A 24,187-nucleotide genomic window follows, 5' to 3' on the forward strand; every position below is an offset into this window, starting at 1 on the left:
GCTCCTGACAGAGAGAAGGAGCTGAAAATATGAAAAATAAGAGAAAGATTTCCGTGTATGGGACAGTGTTTTTCTGTATTTGTGCGGTTTTATTTTTATGCGGCTGTACCAGAAGAGCGGAGGGAGCAGACGGACTGGACGAAATCTTCCTGGCTGGGGCGGATGAGGCCTCGGGGCAGGGGAAACTGCCGGAAGGAAATGGTCAGGAGGCAGAAGATGTCAGTGGCAGCATTTCCGCATCAGACCAGAATGCACAACTGGAAGAGGATGCAACGGATCAGAGTCTGGGGCGATCGCCGTCCGGCTCTTACAATATGACAGAAATGTCAGAAAAACACGATTGCTATGTGTATATATGCGGGGCGGTCAGGAAGCCGGGAGTTTACCGGATGGAACAGGATGAACGGATCTATGCCGTCATTGAGAGAGCCGGAGGATTTGCGGAGGAGGCCTGTGAGAAATATGTCAATCAGGCGCTGAGAGTGGTGGACGGGCTGAAGATCTGGATTCCGACTGTGGAGGAGGCCAAAGAGAAAGAGGCTGCGGGCAGCGCCGGAGCAGGAAATGATGGCCTTGTATATCCTGCTGGCGGCGGGTATCCGGAGCAGGAAGGGGACAGCCGTGCACAGATGCAGAGAGAAGATGGTTTGGTCAATATCAATACGGCTGGCGAAGAGCAGCTGTGCACGTTGACAGGCATCGGTAAGGCCAAGGCACAGGCAATTATCGCCTACCGCGGGGAACACGGCAATTTTATACGCCCGGAAGATATTATGAAAGTGGCTGGCATCAAACAGAGCGGCTATGATAAAATCAGAGAACAGATCTCGGTAGATTAGACAAACCAGACGATAAGCAGGGACTCGCAGCCCTGAATCAATAGAATCATAAAGGAAACAGCAGAGCAGGAGTAAACAGAAATGGCGAAAAAGGTGTTGGTCGTAGACGACGAAAAACTGATCGTAAAAGGGGTTCGTTTCAGCCTGGAGCAGGATGGTATGGAAGTGGATTGTGCCTATGACGGAGAGGAAGCGCTGGAGAAGGCAAAACAGAATACGTATGATATTATACTGCTGGATATTATGCTGCCTAAGTTGACAGGACTGGAAGTATGTCAGCAGATCCGGGAATTTTCCAATGTACCGGTCGTGATGCTGACTGCCAAAGGGGAGGACATGGATAAAATACTGGGGCTGGAATACGGTGCGGACGATTATATTACCAAACCTTTTAACATACTGGAAGTGAAAGCAAGGATCAAGGCGATCATCCGCCGTACGGCGCCGAGGAAGACAACGGAGAACGAGACAAGGGCTGTGGAATACGGGGAGATGCGGATCGACCGCGAGAACCGGAGAGTGACGATCGCCGGAAAAGAGATCAATCTGACAGCCAGAGAGTTCGAGGTGCTGGAGCTGCTCAGCATGAATCAAAATAAGGTGTACAGCAGAGAAAGCCTGCTCAAGCTCGTATGGGGCGCTGATTATCCCGGAGATGTGCGCACGGTGGACGTTCATATCCGGAGACTGCGGGAGAAGATCGAGACCAATCCCAGCGAACCCAAATACGTCCATACGAAGTGGGGCGTAGGTTACTATTTTAAGCATTAGCGGAGTTTTTTGATGTTTGCGAAATGGAAAGAATACCTTGGCAAAGTGAAGATTCTCAGAAGTTTAAAAGCACGTCTGTTTTTGATTATTTTACTGGCAGGCATCGTGCCGAGTGTATGGATGCGGTATGCGGTTTTACAAAATTACGAGGACAGGGCGATCAATGTGAAGATCGCAGAGGTACAGAACCAATTCCGGATATTGGCAAATCATCTGATCACATATGGCTATCTGCATGATACATCTTCGGAGATCGTGAATACGGAGCTGGATCAGCTCTCCAATCTGTACGACGGGCGTGTGCTCGTCATCGACCAGAATTTCAAAGTGATTAAAGACACATATGGATTGAGTGAAGGGAAGACAGTGATCTCCGAGGAAGTCATAAAGTGCTTCAAGGGCAGTAACGCGACCAACTATGACAGAAAAAACGGTTATATTGAGATCACGACTCCAATTCTTGACACTGCGAAGGTATCTGCGGATTCTGCGCAGGACGAGAAAGAGACGATGGCGGAAGGAGTACTTCTCACAAGTGTTTCCACGGATACGATTACGACGACGATGGAGATTTTAAACAGAAGGGCTCTGATCGTGGAGATCATCGCTTTGGTTTTTGTGGTTGCGATCGCTCTGGTGTTGTCCAGCCTGCTGACAAAGCCTTTTGAACGAGTCACGCAGGCAATCAACGAAGTAAAGGCCGGTTTTACTGACGAACAGATCGCTGTCAATGACTATGTGGAGACCGAGCATATTGTCGACGCCTTTAATCAGCTTCTCGGCAGGATGAAGGTTCTGGATGATTCCCGGCAGGAGTTTGTGGCGAACGTGTCTCATGAACTGAAAACGCCGCTGACGTCAATGAAGGTGCTGGCGGATTCGCTGATGATGCAGGAAGATGCCCCTGTAGAGTTATATCAGGAGTTTATGGCAGATATTGCCAATGAGATTGAGCGGGAAAATAAGATCATCAGCGATCTGCTCTCACTTGTAAAGATGGATAAAAAGGCGGCGGACATTAACATTGACTCCGTTGACATTAACAATCTGCTGGAACTGATTTTAAAAAGGCTTCGCCCGATCGCCAGGAAAAAAGAAGTGGAGATCATCTATGAAAGTATCCGTCCCGTCGTTGCCGAGGTGGATGAAGTGAAACTGACGCTGGCATTGTCCAATCTGGTGGAGAATGCCGTCAAATATAACAGGCCGGAAGGCTGGGTCAAGGTGACGCTGGATGCCGATCACCAGTTCTTTACGGTAGAAGTGGCGGATTCGGGGATGGGCATTCCGCAGGAGGCACAGGAACATATATACGAAAGATTTTACCGTGTGGACAAGTCGCATTCGAGGGAAATCGGCGGGACCGGCCTGGGGCTTGCCATTACGAGAAGCGCTGTTCTGATACACAGGGGTTCTATCAAAGTGGTCAGTGAGGAAGAAGTGGGAACAACTTTCACCGTGAAAATCCCGCTGATCTATCTTGTATAAGTATAGTGGTGGAGAAAGATTCTGTGCGGAGGCAGAGATGAAAAAAACAGGATATATGCTGCTTTTATTTATCATCGTAATCATGTCCGGCTGTGGAAAACGCAGTGAGGCGGGCAGGGGAAAAACGATTGATATATATTATCTGAATAAAGAAGAGACAGGGATCAGCAGCGAACCGTATGAGGTCCAGGCAGCGGATACGAATCAGCAGATCGCGGAAGTACTTCAGGCTATGGCGCAGACGCCGGAGGACGTGGAGTTTAAAGCGCCGATCAGTGGCTCTGTGAATGTCCTGGAGGTAGTCAGAGACGAAGAGCAGGTCATCTTGACAGTTGACGAGAGCTACCGTAATCTGGAGCCGGCGGTGGAAGTACTGACGAGGGCGGCCTTAGTCCGTACCCTGACACAGCTCGATCAGGTGGAGTATGTCTCGATGAAAGTCAGAAACGATCCGCTGACAGATTTGTCCGGTAATCCGATTGGTATTATGGAAGCGTCCATGTTTATTGACAATGCAGGAGATGAGATCAGTACTTATGAGCGGGCGCGTCTGACCTTATATTTTGCGGATGAGAGCGGAACGAAACTGAAGGAGACGACAAGGTCTGTCGTCTACAATACGAATATTTCCACGGAAAAACTGGTTGTGGAGGAGCTGATCCGGGGACCGGCAAATGAGGAGACTTATCCGACGATTAATCCGGAGACAAAGGTCAACAATGTCACGGTGCAGGATGGCGTATGTTATGTCAATCTGAGCGAAAGTTTTCTGACGCAGATGACCAATGTGACATCGGAAGTGACGATCTATTCAATCACAAACTCGCTGGTGGAGCTCCCCAATGTAAATAAGGTGCAGATTTCCATCAACGGAGATACGAGCGGCACTTACAGAGAGAAGATCCCGTTCTCTACGATTTTTGAGAGAAATCTGGAACTGATTGAATAACGATTGATATTAATTGATAGAAGGAGAATTTTTGAGACGATATACTCTGTGTAAGCTGTGTTTTTGCATGATTGGGCTATTGTCTCTGATGCAGTGGGCGGGACAGCCGCCGGGGGCTCTGGTGCCGGAGATTCCCGGCGGTACGGCCACTGTCTTTGGAACGGTAGCACAGATAGAAGAAAAAGAAAACGCATATCATCAAAAGCAGGTCATCCTGTCCTTACAGTCCGCCGCGTTCTGCGGTGTGACCATTCCTGATAAACAAAATCAAATAACAGCATCGAATCAGACAGAGCGAACAGAGATTGGAGGGGTACTCTGCTTTATGGCGGAAGGAGAGGAGATGCCTCTGATTGGTCAACGCATTGTTGTGTCGGGACAGCCACAGATGTTTGAGGGGCGCAGGAATCCCGGAGGGTTTGATGCACTTTCCTGGTATCGGGCGCAGGGGCTGACGATCTCTCTGAAAAAAGCCAGGATAGAGGGAAGGGGAGAGCAGTACGATTTCTTTCGGCAGAAGCTGCATGAGTGCAGACAGGGGATGGCCCGGATATTGGATGCAGTCTGCGGGGAAGATGGAGGCGTGATGCGGGCGATGCTGCTCGGTGACAAGACGGCGCTTTCCGCGGAGCGGAAAAATCTTTATCAACAGGGCGGTATCTCTCATATCCTGGCAATTTCCGGGCTGCATATTTCCTTTCTCGGGATGGGCTTGTATGGCATTCTTAAGAAAACAGGAGTTCCGGTCGGGATTGCAGTATTTATAGCAAGTGTTTTTTTATTTTCCTATGTGACGATGACAGGCAGCAGCCCCTCTTCCTGCAGAGCAGCAATGATGATTGCGTTCTGTCTGGCAGCAGATTTGCTGGGACGCAGCTATGAAAGAATGACGGCACTGTCAGTTTCTGCGCTGCTGCTTGTTGCCAGACAGCCGTTATTGCTGGGACAGAGCGGTTTTCTGCTCTCCTATGGCGCTATAACAGGGTTGGAACTGGTCTGTCCGATTCTGACGGGTCTTTGGGAAAACCGCATTGCGAGGATATTTTTTGCAGGCGCCTCCATCTTTTTTGTCACCTTGCCGGTGATGCTGACGTCCTTTTATGAGATTCCGGTCTATTCGTTCTTTTTGAATCTGTATGTCATCCCGCTGATGGGAGTGGTGATCGCATTGGGACTGCTGTCACTTCTGGCCGGTCTGTTTTCGATTCCTCTGGCCAGGGCTATATTTTATCCGGTCCATTTGCTTTTGATTTTGTTTGACGGCGGCTGTCGTCTGACAGGGAGTCTTCCGGGTGATCTGTGGGTGATGGGCGCACCGTCTGTGATGCAGATCGTCATATACTGCATGATGTTAGCAACGTTCTGCATGATGAAAAAATATATGACGAAGCCATGTGCGCTGCTTTTGCTGGCAGGTGCAGTCTGGGTGATAAAGGCGCCTCTGCCTTCAGCGGATACAATGACAATGCTGGACGTTGGTCAGGGAGACGGCATTGTCATCCAAAGCAGTGACGGGACGACGATGCTCATAGACGGCGGCAGCTCCTCAGAAAAGGAGCTCGCACAATATACATTACTGCCGTATCTGAAATCGCAGGGAATCCGGCGGCTGGACTATGTGTTTTTGAGTCATATGGACGCGGATCATACGAATGGCATTGAGGCATTGATACAGGGGGAGGCAGCAGAAGAGGAAGAAGCACAGGCAGGACCGGGAGAGGGCGATCATAAGCGGCAGATCGAGATTGGGACTCTTGTACTGCCACCTCTGTCACAGCGGGATGAGGCATATGACAGGGTGGTGTCTGCGGCCCGGAGGGCTGGAATCCGGCTGTGCACGATAAAGGCGGGAGATCAGATGGAGATCGGAGGCTTTCGTTTCCTCTGCCTGCACCCGGAGGAAGGCGGTAGTTACAGTGACAGAAACGAGGCTTCCCTTGTGCTGTATGTGAGGAAGGGGAACTTCTCCGCACTTTTTATGGGAGATCTGGACGGGGAAGCGGAGGCCGCGTTTGTGCGGAGCTATCAGGATTCGCTCGGCGCAGTTACGGTATTAAAAGCGGGTCATCATGGTTCCGGTGCCTCCTGTGGTGAAGAATTGCTTTCATCCTGTCGTCCTGCGATTACGCTGATCTCCTGCAGCATGGACAATTCCTATGGCCATCCGGCCCCGGAAACACTGGCACGGATTGTTTCTGCGGGCAGTAAGGTCTATATCACGAAGGATACGGGCGCTATCTGTATCCGCATTGGGAAACGGCGGGTCCAGGTGAGGCGGATGCTGGCAGACGCAGACAGAAGGGGAAAATCCGATTGAAATCAGGAGTGTGCCCGTGATAAAATAGACATATGAAACAGTTAAATGAAGATATTAAGACGGGACAATTAAAACATGTTTATCTGCTCTCAGGCGAAGAGGCTTACCTGCGCAGGCAGTACCGGGACAGACTGCGCAGCGCTCTGGCCGGCGAAGATACGATGAACTGTCATTATTTTGAAGGGAAAGAGGCCAACCCGAAAGAGATGATCGATCTGGCGGAGACGCTTCCGTTTCTGGCACAGCGGCGGGTTATCGTTGTTGAAAACAGCGGTCTGTTCAAAAAGGGCGGCGAAGAGCTGGCAGAATATATGACATCTATGTCAGAAACAGCTTATTTTATATTTGCTGAGACAGAGGTGGACAAGAGAAGCAGGCTTTATAAGGCAGTGAAAGCAAGCGGGCGGGCAACAGAATTTCCCCTCCAGGATGAGAACACACTGCGCCGCTGGATCGCAGGTCTTTCGGCAAAAGAGAGCAAAGGGATTACCGATCAGACGATCCGCTATTTTCTGGAAAAGACAGGAAGCGATATGTCGAATATCCGCAGAGAGCTGGAAAAGCTGTTCTGTTATACACTGGGGCGCAATGTAGTCACGGAAGCGGATATTGATGCGGTATGCACCCGGAGGATTTCCAACCAGATATTTGAGATGGTGAATGCTATTGCCGATAAAAAGCAGGAAAAGGCGCTGAATCTGTATTATGATCTGCTGGCGCTGAAAGAGCCGCCGATGCGCATCCTCTTTCTGATCGCCAGACAGTTTAATCTGCTGATGCAGGTGAAGGAGTGCAGAAAAAAGGGCTATGACGATCATACGATAGCGGGAAAGACAGGACTGCGCGACTTTGTTGTAAAAAAATACGCTTCCCAGGCATCCAGATTTGAGATGAATGCCCTGAAGGAAGCGGTGAGTGCCTGCGTCGAGGCAGAAGAGAACGTGAAGACCGGCCGGCTGAACGATATTATGAGTGTGGAGCTTTTGATAGTGCAGTACAGCAGGTAATCGTCTGCCCTTTTTGCGAAAAGGTATTTGGGGTCAGCGATAAGGTTTGAACTGCGGCAGGGTCATACCAAAAGCATCATTCAGTTCAGCGAGCATCATCGGATAGTCTGCGTCCATCTGCTCAGGAAAGTAAGTGATTTCCGCATAGAGATAATAGCCATTACGCTTATAGTCAGCGTAGAGGAAAGTGATCCTCGGTATCGTTCCGTTTTCAAGATAATAGGCGACCTGTTTGCAGGCGATATTCAGTTCGGCATCGTACTGTGTCTTGCCAACGGCATCTTCATAAATATCCAGACCGGAACTTACGAGTGCATGATAGGCCTCTTCCACGATGTCCTGTGCGTTTTTGTCTGAAGCTATGACGGTCTGGCGCACCTGCATTCCATGTGCGGCGCATTGGACGGTATATCCGTCATCTTCATAGATGAGATCTTCTCCATAGGGAAGGAACGCGTCCACATATGCTTCCTGTCCGAACATCTCTTCCGGGACTTTGTGGTAAGCACAGCCTACATACCGGTATCCCAATTCTTCCGCCACATGAAAAAGACTCTGGTAATTCTCTTCTGTGATGTCGATCTCCGTGTTATTCTGGTTGTTGTCTGTGACGGAGAGCTGTTCGGCCTCCAGCGCTTCGGCCGGTATAGTGATTTCTGTCACATCGTTGATTGAGGAGACAGTCATAGTGACAGATACATTGTCGACATGGACTGCGGATGCGTCTTCTCCCATGTCGATGAGCGTCTGCGTCATCAGAGACTGTATGATGGCGGTCATATCTATCTCATATTTCATGGGAAAATAGCTTTCCTCGGCAATCCAGATGCTGATCGGAAGGTCGCCGAGACTGGAGAGCATAGACTGTAACATCTTCGTGGATTCCGGTGACAGACCGAGCTGCTCCATCTGTGTAAGGATGCCGGAGGCAGCAATCACGTCCAGCAGGGAATCTTTGGAGACGACACCATCGTAACGGGTTGTCGTCGTTCCGCTTATCGTCTCTTTGCCGTTTTCTGTGAAAGACTCGGCTGACGAGAGATAGAGCTCCAGAGTGGCAGGCGCATTATATCTTTCGACAGCGCCAATGTCTTCCATCTCTAATACGGTCCAGTACAGATCAGACCCTTTTCCGATTCCGGTATATGTTTTATAGGTTCCGGCATCTTCTGTCAAGTACACGGCCATGTCCATCGTGTCGAGGCCGTCGATGTTCGTGTTCATAGTCAGATACATCTGCTGCGGCTCCAGAATGTAGTCTTCGGAGGCAATCGCCGTCATCGTCATTGTCTGTCCCGCCTCATTACCGGAAAATTCCATGTTCATGACCATGTCATAGCTGATGCTGTCTATTTTGCCGATGCTTTCCTGTGCTTTGGGGATGACTGCCCGGGCGTCTTCTCTGCTGCAGGCGGTCAGACTGAGGCAGAGAAGGATAGCAGAAAGCATAAACAGGAGTGGTTTCCGTTTTCTTTTTCTCGGTTTCATAAAGTTGCCTCCTTTGTCTTGATTGATTGGTATATGATTTCCTGTTTTCCGTATTTCTTCTTAGTTCTATTATATTATTATATTATGGTAAAAGAGAAAATGGTACCTTTTTCCCTGATATGCCAGCATTTGTGCGACTTGAGGGCCATTGACTATGTTTTTTTGCAATGGTATAATATCGAAGATATGATACCGCCGGATGGCATCAGTTATCAAGTCCGAAGGACATGATATAATATCGAAGATATGATACCGCCGGATGGCGTGATATTAGACAGGTACAAAGGAGAGAACAATATATGGGAGAAAAGGCGCCGGTCATTGCGGTGCGTGATCTGTATAAAATATATCGGATCGGGGAGACAAAAGTACGCGCTCTGAACGGTGTGGATTTTACAATCCGGAGGGGACAGTTCTGTTCGATCGTCGGAGCTTCCGGTTCCGGAAAGTCTACGCTGCTCAATATGCTGGCGGGGCTGGAAAAACCGACCAAGGGAGAGATCGTGATCGCCGGGGAGCATATGGAAAAAAAGAGTGAGAATGAGCTTGTCCGGTTCCGCCAGGCACATATCGGATTTATCTTTCAGTCATTTAATCTGATGGCGACAATGAATGCGGTGGAGAATGTGGCGCTGCCTTTGACGTTTCAGGGAATGGAGCGCAAAAAGCGCACCAGACTGGCGGAGCAGATGCTCGATATGGTAGGGCTCCGGAAATATAAAAAGCATAAACCGACACAGATGTCAGGTGGACAGCAGCAGAGAGTGGGGGTCGCCAGGGCGCTTGTCGTACAGCCGGAGATTATTTTTGCCGATGAGCCAACCGGCAATCTGGACTCATCTACATCGAGGGAAGTGATGGAGCTCATGCAGCGAATTGTCCGGGAAAAGGGACAGACACTGATTATGGTCACACATGACAATGATCTGGCGCGGTTTGCGGACCGGATTTTTCATATCAGAGATGGAAAGATTCTGCGGATTGAGGAGAACAGCCAAACAGGCAGAGAGACAGAGGGGATTTAAAACAAGATGAAAAAAAGGGGAAAAAGGTTTGCAATTCTGGCACTGTGTATGCTGCTGATGGCAACGCATATTACAGCCTATGCGGATGATGACGATGAGGAAAGGGACAGCTATTCCAACGAGGCAGACGAGGACGAGATCGCGGACGCGGTCAACCGCCTGTCGGCGTATTTAAAAAATCTGAAACTGATCAACGGAGAGCAGCTTACGGATGAGCAGTTGAAAGCGCTGGAAAAAATATGCAATGACGCGCGTAATTATATTGCCGGCACGGATGACATCACACTGCCGATGGTAGAGACACAGGTCTCAGAGGCCAAAGCGATGATGGATGCCTATGTGCAGAAGTGTCTGTCGGATCGTCCACAGTCTACGATCGACTATCTGGCAGTCGGCAATCTCTATGATTCGCCGGTGGCGAAGTACGGGGAAGGTGTGCTGCTGATCCTGCCGATTCTGAATCTGGGAGAGGAAGATCTGACGAATGTTATTGTAACGCCTGTTATTTCCAATTCAGTGAAGGAATGGCCGTTTGAGATCAGCCGCACGGGATATGCGGAAGAGATCGCAGAGATCAAGGGCAGTCACAATATGGAGGAGGCTTATGCCAACCACGGGGAAGTACGCTATGCGCTTGCCACGAGGCAGGACGTGCTCACCGGGTATTATAAGCTGGACTTCAACGTCGTCTATGAGAGAGAGGGAAAGCCAGAGAAGGCTGTCCTGTCCACGTTTGTCAGGGCAGAGGGAAAGTCCGACAGCGGGAAGATTGACGAGCCGGAGAAGGACGAGAAGACTTCCACGCCCCGCATCATCGTCACCGGGTTTGAGACGGACCCGCAGGAAGTATTTGCCGGTAGCACTTTTATGCTGACGATCCATGTGAAAAATACGTCCCAGAAGACAGCCGTCTCCAATATAGAGTTCGATCTGAAGGCGGCTGAGGAAGGCAAAGATGAGAATACGCTCTATGCCGCGTTTCTGCCGACTTCCGGGTCCAATACAATCTATGTACCTTCGATCCCTTGCGGGGGCGAAAAAGAATTGCAGATCGAGATGACGGCCAAGGCGGATCTGGTTCAGAAACCTTACGCCATCGATATGACGATGAAATACGAGGACCACGAGTATAATCCTTATGAAAATGTGACAAGTTTGTCAGTTCCGGTCAGGCAGCTTTCCCGCATTGAGTACAGCACAGTGGAAGTTTTGCCGGAATCCATAACGCCGGGCGGGCAGGCCAATGTGGTGTTCTCTGTCTACAATACAGGGAAGACGACGCTGTACAATGTCAAGGTGCGGTTTGAGGATGAGACAGTGTCCGGTGGCGACTGCTTTGTAGGAAAGCTGGATTCCGGAGCTACCGGCAATGTGGACGCCATGTTGACAGGTGTGATGCCGACGACGGACGACGGAACGGTCAGGACGATCATTTCCTATGAGAATGATGCCGGTGAAGTGACGGAGACAGAGACGGAGATCTCACTGTGGGTAGAAGAGGAAATGATTGACGAGATGGACTATATACCAGAAGAGATCCCGGAGGAAGAACCGAGCAGGCTGCCGGTCATATTGGGAACGACTGCTGCTGCCTTAGTCGTGCTGGTGACAGTGGTCGTGCTGCTTATCAGGCGGAAGAGGAAAAAGAAAGCGGAGAAGGACCTGGCGGAAGATCTGGCGGATATTTTGAAGGACGACAGTGAGGAAAAGGGAGAATAACATGCGTTTTCGAGATCTTTTCAGTATGAGCGCGGCAAGTCTCTGGAAGCGGAAAGTGCGTACGGTGCTGACAGTGCTGGGCGTGGTGATCGGTACGGCTTCTATCGTCGTCATGGTTTCGCTGGGGCTGGGGCTGAATCGTTCCACGATGCAGAATATTGAGGAAAACGGCGGCCTGACAACGATCGAGGTGCAGGAAGCGAGCCAGTATATGGACAGTAGTGAGACGTCGGCGGAGAAAGACCAAAAACGCCTGGATGATGAATTCGTGGAGACAATCAGCACTCATCCTCACGTCAAACTTGTCTCCCCGGTACTCAAGTTTTATGTGCTGGCGAAATGCGGTGTATATGAGAACAGCTATATGGAGCTGCGGGGAATGAGCAGTGAGGCATTGCAGAGTATGAATTTTCCGCTTGCATCCGGCAGTCTGCCTCTCTCCGAGGACAGTCTGGAACTGCTCTATGGCAATCAGATCCTGGCGGAGTTTCAGAATCCGAAGACAGGTTCCGGCTATTGGCTGGACGGTACATTGCCGGACATCGATCTGGAAAAAGACGGAGTCTTTCTCGTCTATGATATGGACAGTTATTATGCGGCACAGAATTCTTCCGGCGGACTGCCCGGAGAGAGTGGACAGACTGCCGGAAAGCCGCCGAAGAAATATCTGGCTCAGTGTGCAGGCATCATAGACGGCGGGATGGATACGTATAAATCTTACAGCTGGGGTGTGTACTGTAATATCAAGGCGCTGGAAGCACAGCTCAGGCGGGTGTTTAAAAACAAGGTTGTACCCGGGCAGCCGACGACCGCTACCGGGAAACCGTACAAAGAACTCTACTACAGTGAGATCTATGTCGAAGTCGACGAGATGGAAAACGTGGCTGAAGTCCAGAAATGGATCACGGATATGGGCTATCAGACATACAGCAATTCTGACTGGGTAGAATCCACAAAAACACAGTACGGATATATTCAGGCGGTGCTTGGCGGTATCGGTGCCGTGTCGCTGATCGTGGCGGCGATCGGGATTACGAATACGATGATGATGTCAATCTATGAGAGGACGAAGGAGATCGGTGTCATGAAAGTGATCGGCTGTGATATGAGAGACATCCGCACATTATTTTTGATGGAGGCGGGATTTATCGGGTTGATCGGCGGCGTGGCCGGACTTTTGTTCAGTCTGCTGATTTCTTTTGTCATCAATCGAGTCGTGGCCGGTATGGGGATGGAAATGACACTCTCATATATTCCTCTGTGGCTGGCCGGTTCGTCGGTCGTTTTTGCCGTTCTGATCGGCATGACAGCCGGATTTTTCCCGGCGCTGCGCGCGATGCGGCTGAGTCCGCTGGCAGCGATCAGAAGTGAATAGCGACACCGGATCATGGCAGAAGATATATGTTTCCACTGCCCTGTCCACGGGCAGCATCAATTTGACTTCCGGCCGCTAAAATGATAGGATAAATACGATATAAGAGATACACAGAGGAGGAGAGATGGGAGATGGGGAACCAATTTAATTCGCCGGTGGAAGTGATACGCGGAAATATCGATGCCGGTGTGGGAAAGGCGGAGAGGCCGCTGGGGCAGATGATCCTGATGGGGATCATGGCCGGGGCATTTATCGCATTCGGAGGTGCAGCCAGCAATGTGGCAGTTCACGGTATCACAGATGTGGGACTTTCCAGGGCGCTGGCAGGGGCGATCTTCCCGGTAGGACTGATGCTGATCGTACTCGTAGGGGGCGAGCTGTTTACTGGTAACTGCCTGATTTCGATGGCAGTGCTGGACCATAAAACGACTGCCTTGAAGATGGTGCGCAATCTGGTCGTTGTCTATTTCAGTAATCTGGCCGGAGCGGTCATAACCGACAGCCTGATCTTTTACAGCGGACAGTTCAATTATTCTGCGGGCGGACTTGGCGCATATACGATCAAAGTCGCGTTGGCGAAGGTGTCCATTGAGCCAATGGCGGCAATCGCTTCCGGGATTTTGTGTAATATGCTCGTCTGTCTTGCCATATTGATGGCCGGAGCGGCGAAAGACGTGGCTGGTAAGGTTTGGGCGATCTTTTTCCCGATCTGGGCGTTTGTCTTGTGTGGGTTTGAACACTGCATTGCCAATATGTTTTACATACCGGCGGGCATCATGGCGGCGGGAGATCCACAGTATGTAGCAAAAGCGCAGGAATTGTATGGGATCACTGCCGAGCAGTGTGCCGGGCTGACTGCAGCCGGCAGTCTGCGCAACTTTATTCCGGTCACAATTGGCAATGTGATCGGCGGTGCACTTTTTGTCGGCGCCATGTATTATCTGATTTTTATCCGCAGGGGAAATGAACACCAGAAGTGAGTATGGGCGCGGTTGTCTGGTACTTTTGCCAAAATTGCAAAACGGAACATAAACAGAGGAATGACAGTGATTGTCATTCCTCTGTTTTTGCAGGATCGTCAGACGATCTGGAATTTTCCGATATAGATCGGGAAGGTATCCGTTCCTTTCATTTCTTTTCCGGAAGTAACCGTAACATTTTTATCGGTGATCAGATATTCCACATTGGCACCGGCCTCGATCTCCGTACTCTGCATGAGAATACAGTTGCGTACTTTGGCGCCCTTTGCGACTTTTACGCCACGGAATAAAATACTGTTTTCCACTTCTCCTTCGATGATGCAGCCGTCGGCAACCATCACGTTCTGGACTTTGGCACCGTTTGTGTAGCGGGTAGGGGTATCGTCACGTATTTTCGTATAGATCGGAGAGCCGGAGAAGAGAGCATCCAGATTGTAATCATCCAGCAGCTTCATATTTTCATCGAAATAGCTCTTCATATCACTGATACGAGCTACATATTTGTCGTATTTATATGCCTGTATGTTCAGCTTGTTCACCTGCGGTAACAGGACATCACGCTCGAAATATTCCTGGCCATGGATGGAGGCTTCGGTAATCAGGTCGATCAGAAGCTCGCGGGCGACAATATAGATGTTCATGGAGTAGTTTTTGACGCCGGTCTCTTTGCTGTTTACGTAAATCTTAGTCACACGTCCATCTTTGATGTCGAGCGTATAATAAAATCCCTTATCATTGGACTGGTATTTGATGATACTGTCAGGAAGAGGCTGCTCGTTGTATGCCACAGTCACGTCAGCGCCGCTCTCAATATGAGCTTTGATCATGGACTTATAATCAAAATTCACGATTACATTCGTGTCCGTCATCACCACATACTTTTCTTTCTGGTCTTTAAGAAAGTCCAGGATGCTGGCCAGTGCGCCGACTCGTCCGACATAAGGCTTGGCGCCTTTTTCAGCAAACGGCGGGAAAATATGAAGGCCACCATTCTTACGCACCAGATCCCATTCACGTCCGGAATCCAGATGATCCATCAGGGAATGATAATTGTTATTTACCATAACGGAGATATTGTCAATGTTGCAGTGAGCCATGCTGGACAGTACAAAGTCGATCAGACGATAACGGCTGGCAAAGGGGATGGAAGCCATCAAACGTACATTGACCAGCTCCGGTACGAGGGAATCATAACTGTTTGGGAAAATAATGCCCAATGCGCTTTTACTTGAACTTACCATTTCTCTTCACCGCCTTCCACATTTTTACTTACCATCGCTTTGGGACCGATTGTGGCGTTGTCACCGATCGTAACCCCGGATCCGACTGTTGCCACGCCGTCCTCATTTTCGGTAGGCATTGCACCGACAACAGCGTTCTCGCCGATCGTCACGTTTTCAGCTATGATACAGTGTTTGACTACGGCGCCGGACTTGATCGTAGTGCCGCCCATGATGACTGCATCTTCAACGATTGCGCCCTTTTCCACCTTAACGCCGGCAAATAAGACCGAATGTTTTACGGTACCTTTGATCCGGCAGCCATCGGTGATCATGGAGTTTTCGACAATGGCGTCCGCATTGATCTTATGACCTGTCATACCGCTGTTACGGCTGTATATCTTCCAGTCTTCGTCAAACAGGTTGATACCGCTGTGTTCCGGATCGAGCACTTCCATGTTTGCTTCCCAGAGGGAAGGGATCGTTCCCACATCTTTCCAGTAGCCGCTGAAGTGATAAGCATACATCTCACGACTGTCGCGGAGCAGATTGGGGATAATGTTATTGCCAAAATCGTTCTCGGAATTCGGATCTGCTTCGTCTTCTTCCAGATATTTTTTGAGAATATCCCAGTTGAAGATATAGATACCCATGGAAGCCAGATTGGATTTCGGATTTTTCGGTTTTTCCTGGAATTCGGTAATCTTGTCATTGTCATCCGTAACCATCAGACCGAAGCGGGATGCTTCCTCCCAGGGAACTTCCATAACGGCCACACTGAATTCTGCACCCTTTTCCTTATGGAATTTCAAGAAATCACTGTAGTCCTGTTTACAGATCTGATCACCGGAAAGGATGATGACATACTGCGGGTCATATCTCTCGATAAACGCGATATTCTGATAGATCGCATTTGCTGTTCCCTTATACCAGTCCGATCCGCTTGCTTTCTGGTAAGGCGGCAGAACATGTACGCCTCCGTGGAGACGGTCAAGATCCCAAGGCTGTCCGTTTCCAATGTATTCGTTTAATACCAGTGGCTGATACTGAGTCAGAATGCCTACCGTATCAATACCGGAGTTGACGCAGTTAGATAATGGAAAATCTATGATACGGTATTTTCCACCGAATGGTACTGCTGGTTTTGCAAGCTTCTGTGTCAATGTATATAGACGGGACCCCTGTCCACCGGCGAGAAGCATTGCAATCATTTCTTTTGCCATAAAACTACCCTCCTCTAAAATTTGTAAATCATAATAAGATTTTACCTCAAAACGTGTCAGAATGGAAGATTTTATATAAAAATTTTTCGAAATCCTTATATAAATTTGTATATTTTTTCCTTAAAATGTCGTTTTTTTATAATTTTATCGTTTTTATGTCTACACAGGGAATTTTGATAGACAGGCCTGTCTGTGTTATACTATATGACGTGAATTTGATTTTATTACCACAGCCAATGAACCGGACGGGTATCGGTATGGGGATTTGACGTATGATCGGAGAAGACGGAAAGAAGGAGCGGATATGCAGGATAAACAGAAAACGGAGTTGTTTGAACAGATGGCAGTGCCAAGAGCGGTGGCGAAACTGACGATCCCTACGATCATCAGTTCTCTGGTGATGGTTATTTATAATATGGCGGATACGTATTTCGTGGGTATGATGAATGATCCGATCCAGAATGCGGCGGTCACTCTGGCGGCGCCGGTGCTGCTGGCATTTAATGCGGTCAACAATCTATTTGGCGTCGGCAGTTCCAGTATGATGAGCCGGGCTCTCGGGCGGAAAGATTATGATATGGTCTCCCGCAGCAGTGCGTTCGGATTTTATCTGTCTCTGGTCTGCGGTGTTTTATTTTCTATTTTTTGCACGGTATTTTGCGATCCACTGCTTGTCTTACTTGGTGCTGACGCCGGGACTATGGCGGCTACCGGTGCCTACATGAAATGGACTGTCAGCTTTGGCGCGGCTCCGGCAATTCTCAATGTCGTGCTGGCTTATCTTGTGCGTTCGGAGGGGAGTTCCTTTCATGCGAGCGTCGGCACGATGAGCGGCTGCCTGCTCAATATGGTTCTTGACCCGATTTTTATTTTACCATGGGGAATGAATATGGGAGCCGCCGGCGCAGGTCTGGCGACATTCCTCTCTAATTGTGTGGCCTGTATCTATTTCTTTGTTCTGCTGTTTGTGAAGCGCGGTCACACTTACGTCTGTATCCATCCGGGCAGACTTGGCTGGAGAAAGGCGGTCGTACTCGGCATATGCGGTGTAGGCATACCGGCGGCGATTCAGAATCTGCTGAATGTGACGGGCATGACGATCCTGAACAATTTTACTTCCACCTTTGGCGCAGATGCGGTGGCGGCGATGGGGATCACACAGAAGATCAACATGGTTCCCATGTATATTGCGCTTGGCTTTTCACAGGGGATCATGCCGCTTGTCAGCTACAGTTATTCAAGTGGGAATTATAAGAGAATGAAAGAGACGCTTTCTTTTACAATGAAGACAGTGCTCACCTTTATCGTGGTCATGGCGGCCGCTTATTACTGCGGCGCCGGTTACCTGACAGGGTTGTTTATGAAAAATGAGACGATTGTGGCATATGGGACAAGATTTCTGAGGGGCTTTTGTCTGGGTCTGCCCTTTCTCTGTGTGGACTTTATGGCGGTCGGCGTATTTCAGGCGGTGGGAAAAGGTAAGGAAGCCTTTTTCTTCGCCATTATGCGCAAGATTATTTTGGAAATACCGGCGCTTTATCTGCTGAACGCTCTGTTTCCGCTGTATGGACTTGCCTACGCACAGTTTACCGCAGAAGTCGTACTGGCGGCCGCTGCGGTCTGTGTGCTGTGGCGTATGTTTGCCAAATTGCAGAGAGACGTCTGAAAGCCCGCTTACCTGACGGGTTCGATGGCTTCCCTCAGTATGTCTTCATCAATCATGCCGACATATCTCTGTACGAGATAACCGTCACTGTCTATGATGAAGGTAGTGGGAAAGGAGTTGACTGCGAACGTATAGAGCGCTTCCTGCTGTGTGTCGTAATAGACGGGGAAGCGGTATTCCTGCTCTGCAAGGAAGCTGTCCGCGGTCTCTTTTGTTTCTCTCATGCCGTCGGTGGCATTGATCATCAGAAAAGCGATGTCATCGCCGGTCTCTTCCCATAATTTGTGAAAGTCCGGCATTTCCGCTTTACAGGGAGGACACCAGCTGGCCCAGAAATTGACAACGACAGGAGTGCCCCGGAATGAGGAGAGCTTTACTTCATTGCCATCCTTGTCAAAAACTGTGAAATCCGGCGCAAGCAGCTTCTCGCTTTCGGGGTCTGAAGCCGATTCAGACGACGGATTTTTGAGAACCGTATAGCTGCCGCTTAAAATCCGGTAAACCTGTGCGCTGCCGATCAGAAAGACGGCCAGCAAGGCGATGCCTGCCATAAGTTTCCATTTTGATTTCATACATTTCCTCCTTAATTAGCAATGGGGGTGAACAGGGAAAGAAAATATGCCATGCGGCCGGTCATCATCAGGATGCCTACCAGGACGAGAAGAGAGCCGGACAGCAGATTGACGATGCGGTAATGCGTTTTGATCCACTGGAAAGTGGACTTCATCTGGTCGATAAAAAGCGCGCTGGCGACAAAGGGGATGCCAAGCCCCAGGGAATAGCACAGCAGCATGAAAAGTCCCTGTACCGCGGAGCCCTGGCGGGAGGCGAGCATCAGGGCAGAGCCAAGAAATGCGCCCACGCATGGAGTCCAGCCGATCGAAAAGACGATTCCGAACAGAGCGGAAGAGAGAAAGTGTAGCTCGTGGAATTGCACTTCTTTCCGTCTTGTCTGATTGAGCACGCCGATCCGGATCAGTCCCAGAAAGTTTAATCCGAAAATGATTACAATCAGGCCGGTCACTACATTGACGGCAGCGGCATAGCGCTGAAGAAGCTGTCCGATGCTGCCGGCAAAGACACCGAGCGTTACGAAAACGAGTGTGAAGCCGCAGACAAATCCCAGCGCATTTTTCAGTGCCCTGCCTTTGCCCGATTTTGGGCTGTTTCCACCGGCAAAGTAAGAGATATATACCGGAAGCATGGGGAGCAGACAGGGAGAGACAAAGGTGATAATTCCCTCTAAAAATGATAATAAATACTGCATGTTCGTTCCTCCTGATTTTGAATTATAGTATACCAGTTTTCGGCGGGGATGCAATGAAAACATTTTTTCCTCCATATATTTCATTTTTATTTTGAAAATGATATGATAGGGATGCAGCTAACGGTAGGGAGATTTGAAAAATATGAAGAACTTTAAGATTATTGTGTTTAATGCGGCGATTGTGGTCATGGTCACGCTGTCGATTCTGCTCTATGTATCCCATCAGCATGAGGATGCCCGGGAGAATGCCAGCCGGTCTTTTGAGATGACGACACAGACGATGGAAGCTGTGGCCAGCTCTTATCTTGTGACGACGCAGAATCTGGTTGACAGTCAGGAAAACTATATCAATGGAAACCGGATGACTCTGGAGGAAGCCATTGCGTATGTGAGGCAGACGAGGACGAGCAACGAAATATCCAGACATATCGTGATGCTTGATACACTGGAAGGGATGTCGACAGACCCGTCTGCGGCAGATGCGGACGATTATCATGTCAGCTATGCCGGTCTGGACGTGATTGATCTGGAGAAACTGGAGCATAAGCAGGGTGTGTATCTGACGGGAAGTTATCGGAACCCCATGGATGACACTATCGTTGTCTCTTATTGTAATAAAGTAAAGATTACAGATGAGGACGGCGTGGAGCGGCCGGCAGCCCTGCTGCGGGTATTGCCCGTATCTATTTTACAGGAACAGTGGGTGTTTCCTTCCTCTTATGCCGATGCGGAAACACTTTTGATGAAAACGGACGGGGACTGTGTGGTGGGCCAGCATATCGCTCCGGGCAGCAACTTTTATGAGTTTATTGAATCTTACAGGAGCAGCGAGGTCAATATCGCAGATCTGGAGACGGTGATCACGGAACAGGAAAAAGGCGCTTTCTCCGCTCTGGACGCACAGGGAAAAGAGCTTTATGTTACCTACTGCCGTCTGCAGGCGAACCGGGACTGGGTGCTTGTCAGCTATATCCCGGCCACGTCGCTTCGGGTATCGACGACAGACTGGACGATCCCCTGCATAATCATTGTGGCACTGGCGGTTGTGCTTGCCGTGGATGTCTTATACTTCGGAGCGCAGGCAAAGCAGAAACAGAAGATTCAGGAGACCATGCGGGAACAGTTGGATGTGATCGACGTGTTGGGGCAGGAATATCTGATGCTCTGGGGCGTTGACGTACATACAGGTGTCTGCAAACTTTATCGGGCAGATCCGGAAAAGATCAGTGTGCTCCAGCAGATTGGTGTCTCGGAGTCAATGGATTATAAGACAATCATCAGTCGTTATATTGATCATTATGTGACCCGGGAAGAACAGGAGGAACTGAAAAAGACTATTCTTCGGGACGGCTTTTTTGAAGAGATCGCGGAGAACAGTATCTATACTGTGAATTATACAAGGCAGATCGGGGAAGAAATGCGTTATTTCCAGATGTGCTTTGCGAAAAATATCCGTTCCGGCGGGGAGGCAATGGGCGTAGTTGGATTCCGGAATATTGATGAGACGGTGAGAAATGAAATGCGCCAGAAAAAACTGCTCAGTGATGCCCTGGAGCAGGCGGAGGCGGCAAACGAGGCAAAGAGTAAATTCCTGTCCAATATGAGTCACGATATTCGCACACCGATGAACGGAATTATCGGTATGACGGCGATCGCCGGCGCGCATCTGGATGATCAGGAGCGGGTGGCCGACTGCCTGAAGAAGATTACCGTGGCCAGCAAGCATCTGCTCGGACTGATCAATGAAGTCCTGGACATGAGCAAAATTGAATCGGGCAGGGTAGATCTCAATGAGGAAGCCTTTAACCTGTCCGATCTTGTTGACAATCTGCTGACAATGAGTAAGGCACAGATACGTGCGCATCAACATGAACTGGTCGTCAATATTAACAATGTGATTCATGAAAAAGTCATCGGTGACAGTCTGCGTATCCAGCAGGTATTTATGAATCTGATGGGAAATGCGATCAAGTATACACCGGATGGCGGGGAGATCAAACTGACGATCTCCGAGAAAAAGACGAACCGTAAGAAGACCGGGTTTTATGAGATCGTATTTGAGGACAATGGGATCGGCATGTCGGAAGAGTTTGTACAGCGGATCTTTGAGCCTTTTGCTCGCGCGGACGATGGCAGGATCAGTAAAATACAGGGCACAGGCCTTGGTATGCCGATTGCAAGAAATATTACCCGTATGATGGGCGGCGACATAGCGGTGGAGAGCAGACTGCATGAAGGTTCCAGGTTTACGGTGACGTTCCTGTTGGAACTGCAGGAGGAAGAAGAGATCAGCTATGACAAATTCATTGACTTGTCGGTACTCGTAGTTGATGACGACAGTATGAGTTGCGAATCCGCCTGTGATATGCTGGACGGAATGGGCATGAAGAGCGAATGGGTGCTCTCCGGCAAAGAGGCGGTCGCGCGGGTTGCGCAGAGACATGAGTCCGGCGATGACTTTTTCGCGGTGATCGTGGACTGGAAAATGCCGGAGATGGATGGGGTTACCACAACGATGGAGATGCGCAAAATTGTGGGCGACGACATCCCGATCATCATCATTTCCGCCTATGACTGGTCTGACATCGAGCAGGAGGCCAGAAAGGCGGGGGCCGACGCCTTTATCGGTAAACCTCTGTTTAAATCGAGAATGGTGTCACTTTTTCACGAGTTTGTGGAGGGGGCACAGGAGGAAAAGAAGGATAAAGATACACCTCTGGAAGATCTTGGCAAACTGGATCTGAGCGATAAGAGGGTGCTTCTTGTCGAGGATAATGAACTGAATGCGGAGATTGCCCAGGAAATACTGGAAATGACAGGTATTAAGGTGGAGCTGGCGGAAAACGGTTCAGTGGCGGTCGATATGGTTGCCGCGGCTGCGCCCGGATATTACGACATCGTGCTGATGGACATTCAGATGCCTTTGATGAACGGGTATGAGGCGACGAGAGCAATCCGTGCATTTGACCGGAAGGATACGAAGGAGTTGCCGATCATTGCCATGACGGCCAATGCGTTTGTGGAGGACGTACATGCTTCGAAAGGAGCGGGAATGAACGGGCACATGGCGAAACCCCTGGATCTGCGTGTACTGTCGGAAGTACTGCATAAATGGGTCTTGAAATAAAAGAACCGGTACCGATACCAGGCCGGCGCGCCGTAGATTGTAAACCATAAAAATATAATAGTTGACAAATGAAACGTCAGATTGTATACTTAAATCCGGAAAAGGTTGACAATGATTCGACGGATGAGAGGTACGGGAAGATGAGACATTTGGCGGATGAGATAATCAAAGGAAGACGGTTAGGCAGAGATGATGATCTGACCGTCTTTCTTCATGCGGATCTGGAGGAGCTGAAGAAGGGCGCCGATGCAATTCGCAGGGCACTTTGCGGCGACAGAGCAGACTTATGCAGCATTGTGAACGGAAGAAGCGGGCGCTGCAGTGAGAACTGCAAGTTCTGTGCCCAGTCGGGGCATCACCATACGGACTGTGAGACTTATGGATTTCTGAGTCAGCAGGAGCTGCTGGATGACTGCGGACAGATGCAGAGCCAGGGTGTGGACCGCTTCTCGATCGTCACATCGGGACGGACGATGGAAGGAGAGGATCTGGAACGGTCGATCGCGGCTTATGCGGCCATGCACCGGCAATATCCGGATATGATACTCTGTGCTTCTCATGGCCTGATGTCAGTGAAAGATATGTGCCGATTGAAAGAGGCCGGTGTAACGGTATACCACACGAATGTGGAAACTTCACCGCGCTTTTTCCCAGAGATCTGTACGACGCATACGTTTTCGGATAAGCTCATACAGATCAGCAGAGTGAAGGAAGCAGGGCTTGTGGTCTGCTCCGGCGGTATCTTCGGGATGGGTGAGTCATGGGAGGACAGGCTGGATATGGCAATCCTTCTGGCCGAACTGGAGGTGGGTTCGATCCCGCTGAATTTTCTGATTCCGATCAAGGGAACGCCGCTGGCAGACCGGCCGAGACTGACCCGGGAGGAGATCGTCCGCATCGTCGCGACGTTCCGGTATTGTAATCCGGAGGCTTACATCCGCATTGCAGCCGGCAGGATCTATTTTGAAAATGGTGCACAGGTTTTATTCCAGTCGGGTGCGAACGCCGTACTGACCGGGGATATGCTGACAACGACGGGCAGCGGGACTGCCCAGGACAGAGAAATGCTGACGGGACTGGGCTTTACGCTGAAACCGGATTCGTCTGCCAATGGAAACAGGAGGAGATATTATGAATCATAATGGAAAAGAAAGTCAGGCAATGCCGCAGACCGGCAACGCAAAAGTAAGGGAACTTGCGCTGATCGGACTGACAGCAGCGGTGATCTGTGTCGCAGGACCGTTTGCCGTTCCGCTTCCGGTCAGCCCGGTACCGATCTCGCTGACCAATCTGGCCATCTATTTTGTTATCTATGTGCTTGGAATGAAGCGGGGATGTATCAGCTATCTCATCTATCTTTTGATTGGTTTTGCAGGGGTTCCGGTATTTTCCGGCTTTACTGCGGGACCGGGCAAGCTGCTGGGCCCTACGGGTGGATACTTGATAGGCTTCATTTTTATGGCGCTTATCATCGGCTATTTCATCGATAAGTGGCCTGCCAGACGGGGACTGTGTTTTCTGGGAATGGCGGCCGGTACGGTTGTCGCCTATGGATTCGGGACGGTATGGCTTGCCTATCAGGCGCAGATGCCCTTTGGAAGTGCGCTCGCAGCCGGGGTTCTCCCCTTTCTCCCCGGTGATGCCGCGAAGATTATAATCGCTATGCTGGTCGGTCCCCAGATCAGAAAGCAGCTGCAGAGGGCAGGTCTTAATTGACCTGCCCCGG

19 protein-coding genes are annotated in these 24,187 nt (G+C 49.9%); 14 read left to right on the forward strand and 5 right to left on the reverse strand.

From position 1 onward, the window contains the following. Positions 1–29 precede the first annotated feature (29 nt). The 6 genes from V1224_05820 (at position 30) to holA (ending at position 7,371) form a co-directional block, all read left to right on the forward strand. Positions 30–839 carry a helix-hairpin-helix domain-containing protein gene (locus V1224_05820; protein WWR16951.1) on the forward strand — a complete coding sequence of 270 codons (810 nt, stop codon included), beginning with the start codon at positions 30–32 and terminating at the stop codon, positions 837–839. Positions 840–920: 81 nt separating this feature from the next. Then, complete coding sequence (locus V1224_05825) at positions 921–1,610, forward strand: response regulator transcription factor (protein ID WWR16952.1); 690 nt, start codon at positions 921–923, stop codon at positions 1,608–1,610. 12 nt (positions 1,611–1,622) lie between these two features. Beyond that, positions 1,623–3,098 (forward strand): ATP-binding protein, encoded by a 1,476-nt coding sequence (locus tag V1224_05830; protein ID WWR16953.1) that lies wholly within the window; start codon positions 1,623–1,625, stop codon positions 3,096–3,098. Between the two features lie 37 nt (positions 3,099–3,135). Continuing rightward, on the forward strand, positions 3,136–4,047 hold the full coding sequence (locus tag V1224_05835; protein ID WWR16954.1) for a GerMN domain-containing protein: 912 nt from the start codon (positions 3,136–3,138) through the stop codon (positions 4,045–4,047). A 31-nt stretch (positions 4,048–4,078) separates the two neighbouring features. After that, positions 4,079–6,364, forward strand: coding sequence for a DNA internalization-related competence protein ComEC/Rec2 (locus V1224_05840; GenBank protein WWR16955.1), 2,286 nt, complete (start codon positions 4,079–4,081; stop codon positions 6,362–6,364). 32 nt (positions 6,365–6,396) lie between these two features. Beyond that, positions 6,397–7,371, forward strand: coding sequence for a DNA polymerase III subunit delta (holA, locus tag V1224_05845; protein WWR16956.1), 975 nt, complete (start codon positions 6,397–6,399; stop codon positions 7,369–7,371). Positions 7,372–7,404: 33 nt separating this feature from the next. Here the strand turns inward: holA and V1224_05850 are convergent, their stop codons facing one another. Beyond that, complete coding sequence (locus V1224_05850; GenBank protein ID WWR16957.1) at positions 7,405–8,859, reverse strand: DUF6612 family protein; 1,455 nt, start codon at positions 8,857–8,859, stop codon at positions 7,405–7,407. 299 nt (positions 8,860–9,158) lie between these two features. On the opposite strand from V1224_05850, the gene V1224_05855 reads away from it, so the two are divergent. The 4 genes from V1224_05855 to V1224_05870 all read left to right on the forward strand — a co-directional run bounded on the left by V1224_05855 (position 9,159) and on the right by V1224_05870 (position 13,958). After that, positions 9,159–9,884 (forward strand): ABC transporter ATP-binding protein, encoded by a 726-nt coding sequence (locus V1224_05855; protein ID WWR16958.1) that lies wholly within the window; start codon positions 9,159–9,161, stop codon positions 9,882–9,884. A gap of 6 nt (positions 9,885–9,890) precedes the next feature. Continuing rightward, positions 9,891–11,603 carry a hypothetical protein gene (locus V1224_05860; GenBank protein ID WWR16959.1) on the forward strand — a complete coding sequence of 571 codons (1,713 nt, stop codon included), beginning with the start codon at positions 9,891–9,893 and terminating at the stop codon, positions 11,601–11,603. A 1-nt stretch (position 11,604) separates the two neighbouring features. Beyond that, positions 11,605–12,978, forward strand: a complete 1,374-nt coding sequence (locus tag V1224_05865) for an ABC transporter permease (protein WWR16960.1) — start codon at positions 11,605–11,607, stop codon at positions 12,976–12,978. Positions 12,979–13,109: 131 nt separating this feature from the next. Next, positions 13,110–13,958 carry a formate/nitrite transporter family protein gene (locus tag V1224_05870; protein WWR16961.1) on the forward strand — a complete coding sequence of 283 codons (849 nt, stop codon included), beginning with the start codon at positions 13,110–13,112 and terminating at the stop codon, positions 13,956–13,958. 98 nt (positions 13,959–14,056) lie between these two features. Here the strand turns inward: V1224_05870 and glgD are convergent, their stop codons facing one another. After that, complete coding sequence (gene glgD, locus V1224_05875; GenBank protein ID WWR16962.1) at positions 14,057–15,199, reverse strand: glucose-1-phosphate adenylyltransferase subunit GlgD; 1,143 nt, start codon at positions 15,197–15,199, stop codon at positions 14,057–14,059. Beyond that, positions 15,193–16,401 (reverse strand): glucose-1-phosphate adenylyltransferase, encoded by a 1,209-nt coding sequence (locus tag V1224_05880; protein ID WWR16963.1) that lies wholly within the window; start codon positions 16,399–16,401, stop codon positions 15,193–15,195. The genes glgD and V1224_05880 overlap by 7 nt, the downstream gene beginning before the upstream one ends. Positions 16,402–16,705: 304 nt before the next feature. Here V1224_05880 and V1224_05885 point away from each other — a divergent pair, with 304 nt between their 5' ends. Beyond that, positions 16,706–18,067 (forward strand): MATE family efflux transporter, encoded by a 1,362-nt coding sequence (locus tag V1224_05885; protein WWR16964.1) that lies wholly within the window; start codon positions 16,706–16,708, stop codon positions 18,065–18,067. Between the two features lie 8 nt (positions 18,068–18,075). Here the strand turns inward: V1224_05885 and V1224_05890 are convergent, their stop codons facing one another. Continuing rightward, positions 18,076–18,639: a TlpA disulfide reductase family protein gene (locus V1224_05890; protein ID WWR16965.1), complete on the reverse strand. Its 564-nt coding sequence runs from the start codon at positions 18,637–18,639 to the stop codon at positions 18,076–18,078. Positions 18,640–18,650: 11 nt separating this feature from the next. Further along, on the reverse strand, positions 18,651–19,334 hold the full coding sequence (locus V1224_05895; GenBank protein WWR16966.1) for a cytochrome c biogenesis protein CcdA: 684 nt from the start codon (positions 19,332–19,334) through the stop codon (positions 18,651–18,653). A 142-nt stretch (positions 19,335–19,476) separates the two neighbouring features. Between V1224_05895 and V1224_05900 the strand changes: the two genes are divergently transcribed. The 3 genes from V1224_05900 to V1224_05910 all read left to right on the forward strand — a co-directional run bounded on the left by V1224_05900 (position 19,477) and on the right by V1224_05910 (position 24,177). Further along, entirely contained in the window at positions 19,477–22,461 is a 2,985-nt protein-coding gene (locus V1224_05900) for a response regulator (protein WWR16967.1), read from the forward strand. A gap of 140 nt (positions 22,462–22,601) precedes the next feature. Beyond that, positions 22,602–23,603, forward strand: a complete 1,002-nt coding sequence (gene bioB, locus V1224_05905) for a biotin synthase BioB (GenBank protein WWR17426.1) — start codon at positions 22,602–22,604, stop codon at positions 23,601–23,603. Beyond that, the gene (locus tag V1224_05910) at positions 23,593–24,177 is read left to right on the forward strand and encodes a biotin transporter BioY (GenBank protein ID WWR16968.1); all 585 of its coding nucleotides are present in this window, start codon (positions 23,593–23,595) and stop codon (positions 24,175–24,177) included. The genes bioB and V1224_05910 overlap by 11 nt, the downstream gene beginning before the upstream one ends. The last annotated feature ends 10 nt before the right edge of the window (positions 24,178–24,187 follow it).

The organism is Lachnospiraceae bacterium JLR.KK008, from assembly GCA_037015955.1.
Classification (GTDB): Bacteria; Bacillota; Clostridia; order Lachnospirales; family Lachnospiraceae; genus VSOB01.

Bases quoted from the DNA above. Each gene is read 5' to 3' on its own strand.
- V1224_05820 (WWR16951.1), top strand. From the start codon at position 30: ATGAAAAATAAGAGAAAGATTTCCGTGTATGGGACAGTGTTTTTCTGT.
- V1224_05825 (WWR16952.1), top strand. From the start codon at position 921: ATGGCGAAAAAGGTGTTGGTCGTAGACGACGAAAAACTGATCGTAAAA.
- V1224_05830 (WWR16953.1), top strand. From the start codon at position 1,623: ATGTTTGCGAAATGGAAAGAATACCTTGGCAAAGTGAAGATTCTCAGA.
- V1224_05835 (WWR16954.1), top strand. From the start codon at position 3,136: ATGAAAAAAACAGGATATATGCTGCTTTTATTTATCATCGTAATCATG.
- holA (WWR16956.1), top strand. From the start codon at position 6,397: ATGAAACAGTTAAATGAAGATATTAAGACGGGACAATTAAAACATGTT.
- V1224_05850 (WWR16957.1), bottom strand. From the start codon at position 8,859: ATGAAACCGAGAAAAAGAAAACGGAAACCACTCCTGTTTATGCTTTCT.
- V1224_05855 (WWR16958.1), top strand. From the start codon at position 9,159: ATGGGAGAAAAGGCGCCGGTCATTGCGGTGCGTGATCTGTATAAAATA.
- V1224_05860 (WWR16959.1), top strand. From the start codon at position 9,891: ATGAAAAAAAGGGGAAAAAGGTTTGCAATTCTGGCACTGTGTATGCTG.
- V1224_05865 (WWR16960.1), top strand. From the start codon at position 11,605: ATGCGTTTTCGAGATCTTTTCAGTATGAGCGCGGCAAGTCTCTGGAAG.
- V1224_05870 (WWR16961.1), top strand. From the start codon at position 13,110: ATGGGGAACCAATTTAATTCGCCGGTGGAAGTGATACGCGGAAATATC.
- glgD (WWR16962.1), bottom strand. From the start codon at position 15,199: ATGGTAAGTTCAAGTAAAAGCGCATTGGGCATTATTTTCCCAAACAGT.
- V1224_05880 (WWR16963.1), bottom strand. From the start codon at position 16,401: ATGGCAAAAGAAATGATTGCAATGCTTCTCGCCGGTGGACAGGGGTCC.
- V1224_05885 (WWR16964.1), top strand. From the start codon at position 16,706: ATGCAGGATAAACAGAAAACGGAGTTGTTTGAACAGATGGCAGTGCCA.
- V1224_05890 (WWR16965.1), bottom strand. From the start codon at position 18,639: ATGAAATCAAAATGGAAACTTATGGCAGGCATCGCCTTGCTGGCCGTC.
- V1224_05895 (WWR16966.1), bottom strand. From the start codon at position 19,334: ATGCAGTATTTATTATCATTTTTAGAGGGAATTATCACCTTTGTCTCT.
- V1224_05900 (WWR16967.1), top strand. From the start codon at position 19,477: ATGAAGAACTTTAAGATTATTGTGTTTAATGCGGCGATTGTGGTCATG.
- bioB (WWR17426.1), top strand. From the start codon at position 22,602: ATGAGACATTTGGCGGATGAGATAATCAAAGGAAGACGGTTAGGCAGA.
- V1224_05910 (WWR16968.1), top strand. From the start codon at position 23,593: ATGAATCATAATGGAAAAGAAAGTCAGGCAATGCCGCAGACCGGCAAC.